Source organism: Salidesulfovibrio onnuriiensis (genome assembly GCF_008001235.1).
Classification (GTDB): Bacteria; Desulfobacterota; Desulfovibrionia; order Desulfovibrionales; family Desulfovibrionaceae; genus Pseudodesulfovibrio; species Pseudodesulfovibrio onnuriiensis.
The window spans coordinates 2,066,870-2,080,550 of sequence record NZ_CP040751.1 but is presented as its reverse complement, the minus strand read 5'-3'; the positions used below and the strand labels follow the sequence as shown (position 1 = coordinate 2,080,550).

Annotated in this window: 11 protein-coding genes; all 11 read right to left on the bottom strand. The window is 60.2% G+C overall.

Annotated elements, in window-relative coordinates; translation table 11 throughout:
• On the bottom strand, positions 1-1,209 hold the full coding sequence (locus FGL65_RS18235; protein WP_187170337.1) for an ATP-binding response regulator: 1,209 nt from the start codon (positions 1,207-1,209) through the stop codon (positions 1-3).
• A gap of 417 nt (positions 1,210-1,626) precedes the next feature.
• Complete coding sequence (locus FGL65_RS09360; protein ID WP_147820949.1) at positions 1,627-1,998, bottom strand: hypothetical protein; 372 nt, start codon at positions 1,996-1,998, stop codon at positions 1,627-1,629.
• A 90-nt stretch (positions 1,999-2,088) separates the two neighbouring features.
• A complete protein-coding gene (locus FGL65_RS09355; RefSeq protein WP_431830882.1) occupies positions 2,089-2,457 on the bottom strand; it encodes a Dabb family protein in 369 nt (122 codons plus the stop codon).
• A 209-nt stretch (positions 2,458-2,666) separates the two neighbouring features.
• A complete protein-coding gene (locus FGL65_RS09350) occupies positions 2,667-2,864 on the bottom strand; it encodes a hypothetical protein (RefSeq protein ID WP_147820948.1) in 198 nt (65 codons plus the stop codon).
• The gene (locus FGL65_RS09345) at positions 2,861-4,306 is read right to left on the bottom strand and encodes a methyl-accepting chemotaxis protein (protein WP_250645446.1); all 1,446 of its coding nucleotides are present in this window, start codon (positions 4,304-4,306) and stop codon (positions 2,861-2,863) included. The genes FGL65_RS09350 and FGL65_RS09345 overlap by 4 nt, the downstream gene beginning before the upstream one ends.
• 407 nt (positions 4,307-4,713) lie before the next feature.
• Entirely contained in the window at positions 4,714-6,861 is a 2,148-nt protein-coding gene (ldhH, locus tag FGL65_RS09340; protein WP_147820947.1) for an L-lactate dehydrogenase (quinone) large subunit LdhH, read from the bottom strand.
• Positions 6,862-6,863: 2 nt separating this feature from the next.
• Entirely contained in the window at positions 6,864-7,487 is a 624-nt protein-coding gene (locus FGL65_RS09335; protein ID WP_147820946.1) for a LutC/YkgG family protein, read from the bottom strand.
• 118 nt (positions 7,488-7,605) lie between these two features.
• A complete protein-coding gene (locus tag FGL65_RS09330) occupies positions 7,606-8,811 on the bottom strand; it encodes an acetate kinase (RefSeq protein WP_147820945.1) in 1,206 nt (401 codons plus the stop codon).
• Positions 8,811-10,931, bottom strand: coding sequence for a phosphate acetyltransferase (gene pta / locus FGL65_RS09325; protein ID WP_147820944.1), 2,121 nt, complete (start codon positions 10,929-10,931; stop codon positions 8,811-8,813). Before pta ends, FGL65_RS09330 begins: the two co-directional genes overlap by 1 nt.
• A gap of 37 nt (positions 10,932-10,968) precedes the next feature.
• Positions 10,969-12,252, bottom strand: coding sequence for a (Fe-S)-binding protein (locus tag FGL65_RS09320; protein ID WP_147820943.1), 1,284 nt, complete (start codon positions 12,250-12,252; stop codon positions 10,969-10,971).
• A 15-nt stretch (positions 12,253-12,267) separates the two neighbouring features.
• Positions 12,268-13,647, bottom strand: a complete 1,380-nt coding sequence (locus FGL65_RS09315; RefSeq protein WP_147820942.1) for an FAD-binding oxidoreductase — start codon at positions 13,645-13,647, stop codon at positions 12,268-12,270.
• Between the last annotated feature and the right edge of the window lie 34 nt (positions 13,648-13,681).

The window sequence follows — 13,681 nt, the reverse complement described above, 5'->3', positions numbered from 1 at the left end:
TCAATCGATGCGGGGTTCTTCGGAGGGCCGCCTGACCGGCAGCCGGTTGGGAATGAAGACGTCGAAGGTGGAACCGTGTCCCGCCCTGCTCTTGACCACGATGTCCCACTGGTGCTCGTCGGCCACCTTGCGGGCAATGGCAAGGCCCATGCCCGCTCCATGGGGCTTCTGGGAGAAGAAGGGATCAAAGATGTGCGGCAGATCGGTTTCCGAGATGCCGATGCCGTGATCCTCCACGGCCACCCGGCAGCCTTCCTCACCGCCACGAACGGATACCGAGATCCGCACCGGCGACTCGTCTGTGAAATCCACGGCATTGTTCAGCAGGGCGTCCAGCAGGCGACTCAGTAATTCCGGATCGGCATCCACATTCTGCTGGTTCAGATTCCTTGCCCAGGACACCTTCTTGCCCAGAAGCTGGGCATGGACATCGGCCCGGTCGCAGGCCTGGTCCACGGCTTCGGCCAGTTCCACCGTTGTCAACTGGGGTTCGCGGATGGCCGCATAGGAATTGACCGCGCCGACCATATCCTCCAAGCGCTCTGATTCGTCCAGAATGGTCCGGATGTACTCCTTGATGGAACCGTTTTCCTGGGTCTTCTTCAGCAGCAGGTTGGCGAACCCGGCAATGGCCACGGTGCGGTTGCGCACCTGATGCGCAACCGAGAGTGCAAGCAGGTGCATGCTCTTGCGCCCTTCCTCAATAAGCAGGAGGTCGCGGAAGGAACGGATGGCAGTGGTCACGGCCGTGAACAGCTTCTGTGCCGTCAGCTCGGTCTTCTGCTTGTAGTCGTTGATGTCCAGCTCGGTGACCACCTTGCGTTCCGGGGCCTGCCCGGGCTGGCCCGTGCGCAGGATGATGCGGGTCAGGCGGTTGCACGCCTCGGCGCGGATGAACTTGGCCACGTCCAGACCGGCCTGGTTGTCCTCCATGACCACGTCCAGAAGCATCACGGCGGTATCGGGGTGCTCGGAAATGAGCTTCTTGGCCTCCCGGCCGGAATAGGCGCTCAGGAATTCCAAACCGCGCCCCTCGAAGGTGAAGTCGCCCAGCACAAGACGCGTCATGTTGTGCACGTCCTCCTGGTCGTCCACAATCATGAGCTTCCACGCCGAAAGCCCGGTTTCCTCGCGATCGGCAGATTCCTCGTCCGCAAAGAGCAGGTCGTCGTCGGACGGTTCATCGATCAGCGGTCTTTCTTCCACCATATGCACTCCCCGGAAAGCCTTCCTTGCAATAGGCTTTTCCTTACCCTAGCGCATAAAAAGGCTTCTGTCCCATGCCTCTGCAAATTTCTAAAAACAAATCATGCGGCGGTGACATTTTTATCAAAAAGCGAAACAAGGCTTACAAAAATGATAATTTCCCACTTTCACTCTCATAATAATAAAAATAGCAGAACAACTTCGAGCGCCTATGATATTTATGGCGATCCAGATTTTTTCCTAACACAATTCAGTGGTTACACATTTATTTTTGGAAACATAACCAAGAAAACCATGTCTGGCACCCTGCTTGCTATATTCAATGAAAACAAAGCCCTTCAACCGTCAAACTCCTCCTAAAGGAATAAGGCCCTACCGATAATTTCGATAGGGCCTTATTCTTTTGCTGAACCGTCAGTTCTAATTGCAATCAGCGGTGGGGCACCCGAACTGGTGCTCGGTGCACAACCACATGATGGTCTTGGTGCCGATGTCGTAGTGCGGGCTCACGCTTTCGCTGGTTCCGCAGCAGCAGCACTTGTGACCTTCCTGCTTGAGCGGGAAGTAGTTCATCTGGTTGAGTTTCCTGTTGAAACGGTCGATGTGCGGGTACATGGGATGGCCTTCATGGCGATTGCAGTCCCGCTTGTTCAATTTACCCGTTTCACTCACCTTGATGCTGATCACGCGCGACCGGTTGATGGTCCCGGTCTTCTTGTCGATGACCACTTGGGTCGGTTCCTGCCAGCGGCAGATGAAACGACGCCTGTTCTGATCAAAACGCACGGTCATAATAAGTCCTCCAACAATGATGCCTTCCCGGCATGGATAAGGGCTTGGTGGGCCGACCCCACCCGACGTGCTCCTCGAGTCTTCCTCAGACTAAATAGTGTAATCAAGGACCCGGCGCTCGCTGACGACCTTCTTGATGAAGGCCACGCAAGCCTGGTGCTCCGGGTGCACCTGATATCCACTGAGCGCCTCTTCGCTTGCAAGCTCGGAATAGAGAACCACGTGACACTCGGGTTCGCTTTCCACAATGCGTGCGCTCACTTCCAGATGCTCAAGACCCTCAATTCGCCCATTGAGAGCCTCGAGCATGGTTTTCATTTTCGCGGCGTTGGCGGCCGCGTCTGAACCCTCGGCAGTTTCCTTCAGTTTCCACATTACGATATGCTTGACCATGGTGTACCTTGCCTTTCCCGTTCCCAGGCTTGGGGTTCCAAGCAAAATCCGGTCCACGACCGACACTTTGCCTCCCATTATTACCATAATGCTTCAAAAAGGGTTCGTCACCCTTTCGAAACAAAAAATAAACGCTCTAAAACCGACCTAACAACAAAACCGATTCGAAAAACGGCGAGGCCCGCCGAATGGACACCATGTCCATCGCTCTGCAAGCACAAGGGAGGGCGCGGGCCTCACCGATTTTATCCGTAGACAGGGCCATCCGGTGCAACCTAGCTCGGAAGCAGCGGACAGCGGGCCTTGGCCTTGGCGCGGCTGCGCACGTGGCCGCCCTTGCTGTATTCCACATTGATGGGGTTGCCGCAGGCGCCGCAAGAGCCGCCCACCTCGATGCCGTCCACCTGCTCCACGTTCAGGCAGCAGGGATCCCCGTTCATCAGGGGACAGGGCCGAATATGCTTCTTGGTCATTTTGTTTCTCCTTGGTCCTCGTTTTCCGAGGCCTGTTCCTTCATGCCGCCGATGAGCTTCACCAGGCTTTCCGCCAGATTGGCAAGCTCTTCGACTGCGGACGAGGCGCTGTGCATCTCCTCGTCCGTTTCCTGGGATATGCGGCTCACTTCCAGCGTCGCCTGATTGATCTGCTCGCTGGCGGCCGACTGCTGTTCCGCGGCGGCGGCAATGCTGCGCACGCGGTCCGCGGTGGCATCGGCTTCGGAAACGATCCGCTCCAGCGCCTCTCCGGAACGGCGGGCCAGTCCGGTACTCCTCTCGACGGACTGGACGGCGTTTTCCGTGGCGCGAACATTTTGTGTCGCGCCAGCCTGTATGCTCGCGATAGCGGCCCCGACTTCCGAGGTGGCCTGCATGGTCTTTTCGGCCAGCTTGCGCACCTCGTCGGCGACCACGGCAAAGCCGCGTCCGGCTTCGCCCGCCCTGGCTGCCTCAATGGCTGCGTTCAGGGCCAAAAGATTCGTCTGGTCGGCAATATCCTCGATAACCGTGAGGACCTTGCCTATTTCCTCGGCCTGGATGCCGAGCTGTTCCATGGAACGCTTCAGGGTTTCGGCATCGGCCTCCACCTCGGTAATGGCCTCGATGACCTCGGAAACAACCCGGGAGCCTTCCTGGGCCTCCTCCTTGGTCTGCTCGGCCGTTTCCGCCGCGGAAACGGCATGCTGCGCAACCTCGTAGACCGTGGCGTTCATCTCTTCCATGGCCGTGGCGGTCTCGGTGGTCCTGTCGCGCTGGGTCGCGGCCCCGTCCCGGGCGGCCAACACCGACCGGCTGAGCTGTTCGGCCGCGGCGGCAAGGCTGTCCGAAATGCCGGAGGCTTCGTCCGCGGCAGCGGAAATGCAATTGTTCTGCTCCACGATCTGGGCCTCGCGCTCCTTGAGCTCGGTCATGTCCAGATACATGCAGAACCCGCCGATGAGCCTGCCGTCCAGGTCGTGCAGCGGGGACAGGTTGGCCAGCACATTGATGTCCCGCCCCCTGTCCGTGGTAAAGACCGCCTCACGGTTGTGGATCTTCTCATTCTCCCGCATGCAGTGCAGGATAAGCGCGTCCCTGTCGTCCTTGTAAAAGATCTGCGACAGATTCCTTCCGTAGTATTCCTCGGGCCGGACCGAGGATTCCATCATGTCCATGCATTCCTGGTTCAGGAACGTGATGCGCTGGTTCGGGTCCACGACGCACATGGCGATGGGCAGGCCTTCCAGAATCCCCTGCGAAAATCCGAGCTTCTCCTTGAGCTGCCCGACCATGCCCTGGATGGACTCGTTCAGGGCCTTGAATTCGCATGTGAAATTTTGCTCAAGCAGGGCGCTGTAATCGCCGGATGCGATCTTGTCAACATACTCATTGAGCCGTTTCGCGGGACCTTCCACCCCTTTCCGGGCCATGAAAAACATGACGCCGCCGGCGAAAAGCGAACCCACATGCAGACTTACAAAGAGCGTCCACGGATCCATCCCCTTAAGGGCAAGGTTGCCCCCCAAAAAAATTGAAAAAAGTATGATTATGCCGAAATAGACGACGGCCATTTTCACGGCCGTGGTCCGTCCGACATTTTTTTCACAATCCTTCACGGAATCCCCCCATGGTTTTCAAAGAACCGTTCCCCCTGCCGGGCTCCCCTTCCGGCAAATGAAATTCTTCTATTTTGCCCCCCCGTCCCTTCCCGGGGAAAGCGCTTTTTTACGACCCCCGCCCGAGGGCGGGGGGTCTTCACAAGGGTCCGGAAACGGAGGAAGCGTGGCGTTGCTTCGAGGGATTGCGGTCCAACCGGCCGGGCCCCATGCGCTATTGTCGACGGGCTCTATTTCTTGTTTGCAGCCAGAGCCTCGGCAATGTGCTTCACCTGGATATCCGATCCCCGACGCTTCAGGCCGCCGCGCAGCTGCATGATGCAGCCCGGGCAGTCCGTGAGCAGGGTCTTGGCTCCGGTGGCTTCCACATTGTTGAGTTTCTTGTTCAGCAGCTCGCTGGAGAGTTCCGGGAACTTCATGGAGAAGGTGCCGCCGAATCCGCAGCAGACCTCTTCCTCATCGCATTCCACGTATTCCAGACCTGCCGCCTCGATGAGCTTGTGCGGGGCCTCATGCACGTCCAGACCTCGGCAAAGGTGGCACGGAGCGTGATAGGTGGCCTTTTCGCCGGTCTTGCGGAAACCTTCCGCATCCAGGCCCAGCACGTCGTTGGCAAAGGAGCTGAAGTCGATGACCTTGTTGCTGAACTCCATGGCCAGGGATTCCAGACGAGGGTTGCCCTTCACCAGCTTGGGATAGTTGTGCTTCAGGTGCGAGGCGCAGGAGGCGCACAAGGTGATGATGTAATCGTAATTGCCGTGCTGGAAGGCGCGCAGGTTCTGCTCGGCCACGTCGCGTGCGGCCTTCATCTCGCCCATCATCTGCACGGGCAGGCCGCAGCAGGACTGATCCATGGGGAAGTCCATGTCCACCTGGGCGTCGCCCAGAAGCTGGACACAGGCCTTCATCTGCTCGGGATACACGAAGTCCTGCACACAACCGGAGAACAGGGCCACCCGGTGCTTGGGAGCCTTGACCTCGGGCTTGATGTCCTTCCACATGTCGCGGAACGGAGTATCGGCGATGGTGGGCAGGGCCTTGAAGTCGTGCTGGCTGAACATCATGGGCAGATGGCGGATGAACTGGTCGCTCTCCTTCATGGGCTTCTGGGCCCACTTGGCGGTGCGCAGCAGCGTGTGGAACAGCTTGCGGTTCTTGAGCACCTTGCCCAGCAGCAGGCTCGGCAGGGGATGGCCCTCCTCGTCCTGAATGCGGGAGTGAATCTCCTTGATGAGCCTGGGCAGGTCGATGCCGCCGGCGCAGATGTCCTTGCAGGCCTCGCAGTTGATGCAGTTCTGCACCAGGTTCTTGGCCTTGTCCTTGCCGTGGAAGAAGTAGGTCAGGATCAGGCCGATGGCGCCGATGTAGATGTGGCCCATCTTGTGGCCGCCCACCAGGCGGTAGACCGGGCAGACGTTGGCGCAGGCGCCGCAGCGCACGCAACGGTTGACCTGGGAGAACAGCGGATCCTTGAAAAGTTCGCTGCGGCCGTTGTCCAGCAGCACGAAATGGATTTCCTTCTTGCCGTCCGGGCCCACGGCACATTCATTGGAGCCGGTGATCCAGGTCACGTAGGAGGTGATGGCCTGGCCCGTGGCGTTGCGCGGCAGCACCTTGAGGATGCGCAGCGCGTCGTGCAGCTTGGGAACCAGCTTGTCGATACCCATGAGGGCCACGTGCACCTTGGGCAGGGTCGTGACCAGACGGGCGTTGCCCTCGTTGGTCACCAGTCCGATGCCGCCGGTCTCGGCCACGGCGAAGTTGGCGCCGGAGATGCCCATGTCCGCGTTCACGTACTTCTGACGCAGTTCGCGGCGGGCCACCTTGACCAGCTTGTCGATGTCGGTTTCCTGTTCCTTGCCGGTAACTTCGGAGAACAGATCCTTGACCTGGAAGCGGGAAAGGTGGATGGCGGGCATAACCATGTGGCTGGGGCCTTCATGCCGGAGCTGGATGATCCATTCGCCCAGGTCGGTTTCGATCACCTCGAAGTTTTCGTCCTCCAGGGCGTGGTTGAGGAGCGTTTCCTCGGCTGTCATGGACTTGGACTTGACCACGCTCTTGCAGTCGTTGGCGCGGGCGATGTCGCAGATGATGCGGTTGGCCTCTTCGGCGTCCTTGGCCCAGTGAACCTTCACACCGGCCTTTTCCGCGTTTTCCTTGAACTGGGCGTAGAGTTCCGCATGATGCAGCGTCGCCTCGTCCTTGCAGGCGGCCACTTCGCTGATGAGACCCTTGACGTCCATGCCCTTGAAGGCGTTGGCGCGCCCGGCCCGGTAGGCCACGGCGAAATTGTCCAGAATGGTCCGCAGGAATTCGTTGTCCAGGGACTCGTGCAGCTCTTCACGGTATTGCTTGAGATCTTTTGCTGTCTGCATGGCTAGTCCTCCAGAAGCAGAATGTGCAGTTCAAGGGGGCCATGAACGCCCAGGGCCAGCACGCGCTCAATGTCGGCGGTGCGGCTCGCCCCGGTGATGAAGGCATGATAGTTGGGTGCGTTCTTCATGGCGCCCAGCAGGTATTCCTCCAGATCATAGGAGTCATCGACGATGCGGGACTTGGGCAGGAGCGCCACGTGGATCTCGCTGACCATGGTGGCCAGACGGAGTTCCTCACTGCTGGACTCCTGGACCAGCGTACCGGTTTCGGCGATGCCGTGCTGCACTTCCGTGAACCCGATATCAATGCCGGCGAGATGATTTCTCATGCCGGAATCGATGAGCTTAAAGCCCAGCTCGTCGCAACGGGTCTTGAGCTGTTTGAAAAGTTCGGGATCCAAGCCGGGGGCGGCGATCACCTTATCCCGCTTGGCTTCGCAAAGCTTCTCGGCCTTGTCCGAAAGGGGTGCTTCACATCCGGAGGCCAGAAGCTGGCAGGCTTCCTTCTTGCCGCAAAGGTCCACGACATAGTCGAGGGCGTCCGCAGGCTTTGCCACTTCCACAACCACAGCCGACACTGCCGTGGCCTTTTCCGTGAAAAGGTCGATTCTTTGTTGTACTGTCATTGTTCCTCTCTCCCCCACCGACCCGCAAAGCCGGTTCCGCAAACGGGGACCTACGTCTTACAAGGTTGCTTATGCAAAGGCTCCCGGCCGGCACAATGCCGACCGGGAGTCCGTAAGTTTACCCGAGGATGTTCTTGGCCTCGCGAGCGATGGCAAGTTCCTCGTTGGTCGGGATAACCCAGACCTGCACCGGGCTGTCCGCGGCGCTGATCTTCTTGGGTTCACCCGCGCGGCCGGCATTGGCCGCTTCGTCGATGACCACGCCCAGCTTTTCCAGCCCCTTGAGGCTTTCCAGGCGGACGATGTCGTCGTTTTCGCCGATACCGGCGGTGAACACGATGGCATCCACATCGCCGAGAACGGCCATGTAGGAACCGATGTACTTGCGGTTGCGGTAGGTCAGTGCCTCCACAGCAAGCTTGGCGCGTTCATCGCCCTTGTCCACGGCTGCATGGATGTCGCGCATGTCGGACATGCCGCACAGGCCTTCCAGGCCGGACTTCTTGTTGAGCAGGGTGTCGATTTCGGACACGCTCATGCCCTTGTTGCGGGCCAGGAAGTCGCAGACGGCCGGATCCACGTCGCCGGAACGAGTGCCCATGATCAGGCCTTCCAGCGGGGTCATGCCCATGGTGGTATCCACGCTCTTGCCCTTTTCAACGGCGGTCATGGAGCTGCCGTTGCCAAGGTGCACGGTAATGATGTTGCACTCGGCCAGGTCCTTGCCCATGAGAGCCGCCATTTCGCCGGCAACGTACTTGTGGGAGGTGCCGTGGAATCCGTAACGACGGATCTTGAGCTCTTCGTAGAGCTCGTACGGCAGCGCATACATGTACGCCTGGGCCGGGATGGTCTGGTGGAAGGCGGTGTCGAAAACCGCCACCTGGGGCACGCCGGGGAAGAGTTCCATGCCGGTCTTGATGCCGTCCAGGTTGGCCGGGTTGTGCAGCGGAGCCAGCGGGATGCAGGCTTCGATGGCTTCCAGGACCTTGTCGTCCACCACGGTGGGGGCGCTGAAGTATTCGCCGCCGTGCACCACGCGGTGACCCACGGCCTTGATTTCAGCCATGTCCTCGACCACTGCGGTTTCCCCTTCGGTGATCAGTTCAATGACCTTGCGCAGTCCCACGTTGTGGGTGGGGATCGCCATTTCCAGCGAAGTCTTCTTCTCGGAATCGGTATCCGGAAGCCTTTTGTAGGAGATCGCTCCCATTTCCAGCCCGATACGTTCCACGAGACCCGAGCAGAGCACGGACTCGTTTTCCATGTCGATGAGCTGGTACTTGAGGGAGGAACTCCCAGCGTTGAGTACGAGTACTTTCATTAACCTTGTTCCTTTTCAGCTTGGGCCTGTATTGCGGTAATGGCCACGGTGTTGACGATGTCAGGTACAGTACAACCTCGGGAAAGGTCATTAACCGGCTTATTCAGTCCTTGCAAGACCGGGCCGATGGCTACGGCCTGAGCCGCTCTCTGTACCGCCTTGTATGTGTTGTTCCCTGCGTTGAGATCCGGGAAGACGAAAACGGTCGCCTTGCCAGCTACAGGGTCGTCGGGCATTTTCGTGGCCGCCACGCTCGGGTCGATGGCCGCGTCGTACTGGAGCGGGCCTGCGATGGGCAGCTCGGGCCAGCGTTCGGCAGCCAATTCCTTGGCCTTGGCAGTGGCTTCGATGATCTTTTCCACGTCCGCTCCGGAGCCGGAGGCGCCCGTGGAGTAGCTGAGCATGGCCACACGCGGCTCCACACCGAAGATGCGGGCGGTATCCGCGGAGGACAGGGCAATCTCGGCCAGATGTTCGGCCTTGGGGTTGGGGTTCACGGCGCAGTCGCCGAAAACCAGCACCCTGTCCTTGAGGCACATGAGGAACACGGAAGAAACAATGGACGCGCCCGGCTTGGTCTTGATGATCTCGAAGGACGGGCGGATGGTGTGGGCCGTGGTGTTCACGGAACCGGAAACCATGCCGTCAGCCGCGCCCTTGTGAACCATCATGGTCCCGAAGTAGGTCGGGTCGGACATGCGGTCCTTGGCGGTGTCCTCGGTGACGCCCTTGTGCTTGCGCAGCTCCATGTAGGTGCCCGCGTAGTCGCAGAAGAGCTCGGACTCCACCGGGTTGATGATCTGTGCGCCCGCGATATCCAGACCGAGGCCGTTGGCCTTGTTCAGGATCTCGTCCACCGGGCCCAGCAGGGTGATGTCGGCCACGCCGCGGCGCAGCAGAATGTCCGTGGCGCGCAGGATGCGTTCGCCGGTGCCTTCGGGCAGGACAATGCGCTGCCTGTTGGCGGCGGCCGTTTCCACCAGGCTGTATTCGAACATCTTGGGGGTGATCCTGGAAGACTTGCGCTCCACCACCCGCTCGCGCAGTTCGGCCACGTTCACGTTGGTCTCGAAGTGGCCGAGGGCGGAGGCGATCTTCTTCTGATCCTCGGGCTGGATCCGGCCGTAAAGTTCGTTGAGCTTCTGGGTCACCTGATAGGTGTGCCCTTCCACGGCAACGATGGGGACTGGTACGCCGGTCCAGCCCTCGATCAAACGGTGGACGCTGGGTGAGGGCTGTATTCCACCGGTGAGGATGACACCGGCGATGTTCGGATACGAGCTGGACAGGCGGGAGGCCAGGGAGGCCAGCACAATGTCCGAACGGTCGCCGGGGGTTATGATCAGACTGCCGTCGTCGATATACTCGAGGAAGTTACCGATCTGCATGGCGGCAATGATGTAGTTGTCCACGAGGGTGTCCTGGCGGCCATGGCCGTAGAGGACGGTCCCTTCGAGCCAGCGGCTCACGTCTTCCATGCTCGGGTTGCCGAGGCTTTCGTCCTCGGGCACGGCATAGACGAGCAGCGGCTCATTGCAGCGGGCCTTGCAACGGATGTTGGAGACGATGTCCCCGGTGTTGTCCACGGACACGCGGTTAACGATGGCGGCAACCACGTCCACGCCCTTGTCTTCCAGGGTGTCGACGGTCAGTTGCGCCAGGCTGGAGATCTCCTCGGCCTGCTTCTTGCGGCCGGATGCGACCACCAGGGCGGGCGCGCCCAGGTTGGCGGCGATATCCGCGTTGAGGTCGAACTCGAAAGCGGAATCCTTGCCCTGGAAGTCCGTGCCTTCGCAGAGCACGAAGTCGTACCGGGCTTCCAGCTGCTTGTACTTCTCGAGGATGTTCTCGAGCAGCGTGGCGTGCTGGCCGGAATTGATCAGCTCGCGCGCTTCCTTGAGCGTGTAGGCGTAGGTGTCCTCGTACGGAATGTCCAGCTGGTATTCCGTGAGGATCAGATTGATGTCGTGATCGCGCTTTCCTTCGCCCGGCTCGTTGATGATGGGCCGGAAGAAAGCCACCTTGCGCACGTCACGCAGGAGCATCTGCATGACGCCGAGCACGATGGCGGACTTGCCGCTGCGCTCTTCGGTCGCCGTGATGTAGAGGTTCTTGGACATTGCCTTTCCGTTGCAGTTCGTCAGGGTGTACCGGGGGCTAGCGGAGGCCTTCCGCGTACAACTCGATGACGTGTTTCACTTTTACTCCGGCCTTCTTCTGAGAGAGCATGTCCGTGATCTGGAGCATGCAGGCGGGACAGCTGGTGGCCACTATATGGGCACCGGAATCCACGATGTTGCCTGCCTTGCGCTCGCCGATCTGCTTGGACAGCTCGTAGTGGGCAATGTTGAAGCTGCCGCCGCAGCCGCAACAGGTGCCCGCTTCCGCCATTTCCTTGAGATCATAGCCGGAGCTGGCCTTGATGAGGGTTCTGGGCTGGGACGTGATGCCCAGCGAATTCTTGAGGTGGCAGGGATCGTGATAGGTCACGCTCTCGCCGCCGGGCTCACCCGCCTTCACGCCGAGCACGTCCACGAGGAACTGGCTGATATCCATGGTCTTGTCCGCGAGTTCGCGCAGCTTCATGCGCTTGGCGGAATCACCCTGGTACATATGCGGCCATAGCTCCTTGATGGTGGAGGTGCAGGAGGCGCAGGAGGTGATGAGGTAATCAAACTCGCCCTTTTCGAACAGGGCAAGATTCTGGTCCACGAGATTGTCAAAGGTCTTGGTATCGCCGCTGGAAATGGCGGGGATGCCGCAGCAGGCCTGGTTGGCGGGCATGAACACGCCCACCCCGTGGTGCTTGAGCACATCCAGGGTGGCTTCCCCCACGTTGGGGAAGATCTTGTCCACCACGCAGCCCACGAAGAAGGCCACCTTGATGCCGCTCTTCCCCGCGCTGGAGTTCAGCTCCGGCAGGGTCTTGTGCAGCGGCTTGCCGGCAAGGGCCTTGAAGTGCCTGTCGCCGATGACCGGGGCCTGGAAACGTGCGCAGGAGGACCCGAGCATGTCGTCCACCTTCTTGGTGAACAGGCCCTGGAACTTGGAACCGAAGTCCAGCAGCTTGTTGAACAGCTTGGGATTGGCCAGCATGCCCCGGAAGATGGCTTTCTTCACCGGGGAAAGGCCGAAGTAGCCGGTCATGATGGCGCGGGCCTTGAGGAAGATGTCCATGACCTTCACGCCACTGGGACAGTTGGCCTGGCAGGTGCCGCACAGCAGGCAGCGGTTGAGCTTCTCGTTGACGCCCTCGGGATCCTTGAGCATCTCGGAGGCAAGGCCGTCCAGCAGGGCCAGCTTGCCGCGGGTCACATCGGATTCCTTGCCGGTGCGGGCAAAGAGCGGGCACACGGCCTGGCACATGCCGCAGCGCATGCAGTTCACCAGCTGGTCGTCCAGCTCCTTGAGCATTTGCGCGAGTTTATTGATGTCAGCCATATCTGCTCTCCTTCCCTAGCCTATAATCTTGCCGGGGTTGAGGATGCCCTTGGGGTCGAGCACGGACTTCATGCGGCGGGCGTATGCCAGGGTGCCGGCGCTGGTTTCGTTGATCATGAACTTGGACTTGGCCAGACCGATGCCGTGCTCGCCGGAAAGGGTTCCGCCGAGGGCAAGGGCACGCTCGAAAATCATGTCCACGGCCTCTTCCACGCGTTCCCACTCCTTCTTGTCACGCTTGTCGGTGAGGATGGTGGGATGCAGGTTGCCGTCCCCGGCGTGGCCGAAGGTGCCGATGGTCAGGTTGTACTTCTTGCTGACCTCTTCCAGGGCCTCGATCATGGCCGGGATCTTGGAACGGGGCACGGTGGCGTCTTCCAGCACGCAGGTGGGCTTGAGCTTGGCCAGGGCGGGCAGCGCGTCGCGGCGTGCCTGCCACACGGCGTCGCGCTCGGCGGCGTCGTTGGCGACCTTGACCTCGCTGGCCTTGTTCTGCTTGCAGATGTCCTCCACCTTGATGGCGTCCTCTTCCACCTGTGCGGGATGTCCGTCCACCTCGATAAGCAGCAGCGCCGCGGCCTCGGTGGGCAGGCCCGCCTTGCGGAAGTTTTCCACGGTGCGGATGGTGAAGTTGTCCATGAGTTCCAGGGTGGCCGGAACTATCTTGTTGGCAATGATGGCTGCCACGGTCTCGGAGGCGGCCTTCATGGACGGGAAGATGGCCATCATGGACTTGGCGGCCTTCACGGGCGGGATGAGCTTGAGAATGATCTTGTCGAAGACGCCCAGGGTGCCTTCGGAAGCCACCATGAGACCTGCCAGGTTATAGCCGGTGACACACTTGACCGTGCGGGAGCCGGAATGGATCAGTTCGCCGTTGACGTCCCAGAAGTCCACGCCCATGACGTAGTCCTTGGTCACGCCGTACTTGAGGCCGCGCAGGCCGCCGGCGTTCTCGGCAACGTTGCCGCCGATGGTGGACACGGTCTGGGAACCCGGATCCGGCGGATAAAACAGGCCGCGCTTGGCGGCTTCGGCCGCGAACTGGGCGGTGACCACGCCGGGCTCGACCACGGCGTACATGTCCTCTTCGTTGAGTTCCAGAATCCTGTTCAGGCCGTTGGTCAGGACCACTACCCCGCCCGGGTGCGGGATGGTGCCGCCGGACAGGTTGGTGCCCGCGCCGCGCACGGTGAGCGGCAGTCCGTTGTCGTTGCAAAGCTTGACGGCCTTGCCCAGCTGTTCGCTGTTGGTGGGACGAACCACCAGGGCGGGCATGACCGAATCCAGCACGGCCGCGTCGTACGAATAGGTGTGACGGTCCGTCTCGCTGGTCATGACGTTGTCGGCGCCGACGATGGCTTCAAATTCCTTGATAAGAGCAGTATTACTCATTGTACTCCCCCGAAATATCTGTTGTCCCGGCTTC

Excerpts from the sequence above, each read along its gene's own strand:
- FGL65_RS18235 (WP_187170337.1), bottom strand. The coding sequence starts at position 1,209 with ATGGTGGAAGAAAGACCGCTGATCGATGAACCGTCCGACGACGACCTG.
- FGL65_RS09360 (WP_147820949.1), bottom strand. The coding sequence starts at position 1,998 with ATGACCGTGCGTTTTGATCAGAACAGGCGTCGTTTCATCTGCCGCTGG.
- FGL65_RS09350 (WP_147820948.1), bottom strand. The coding sequence starts at position 2,864 with ATGACCAAGAAGCATATTCGGCCCTGTCCCCTGATGAACGGGGATCCC.
- FGL65_RS09345 (WP_250645446.1), bottom strand. The coding sequence starts at position 4,306 with ATGTTTTTCATGGCCCGGAAAGGGGTGGAAGGTCCCGCGAAACGGCTC.
- ldhH (WP_147820947.1), bottom strand. The coding sequence starts at position 6,861 with ATGCAGACAGCAAAAGATCTCAAGCAATACCGTGAAGAGCTGCACGAG.
- FGL65_RS09335 (WP_147820946.1), bottom strand. The coding sequence starts at position 7,487 with ATGACAGTACAACAAAGAATCGACCTTTTCACGGAAAAGGCCACGGCA.
- FGL65_RS09330 (WP_147820945.1), bottom strand. The coding sequence starts at position 8,811 with ATGAAAGTACTCGTACTCAACGCTGGGAGTTCCTCCCTCAAGTACCAG.
- pta (WP_147820944.1), bottom strand. The coding sequence starts at position 10,931 with ATGTCCAAGAACCTCTACATCACGGCGACCGAAGAGCGCAGCGGCAAG.
- FGL65_RS09320 (WP_147820943.1), bottom strand. The coding sequence starts at position 12,252 with ATGGCTGACATCAATAAACTCGCGCAAATGCTCAAGGAGCTGGACGAC.
- FGL65_RS09315 (WP_147820942.1), bottom strand. The coding sequence starts at position 13,647 with ATGAGTAATACTGCTCTTATCAAGGAATTTGAAGCCATCGTCGGCGCC.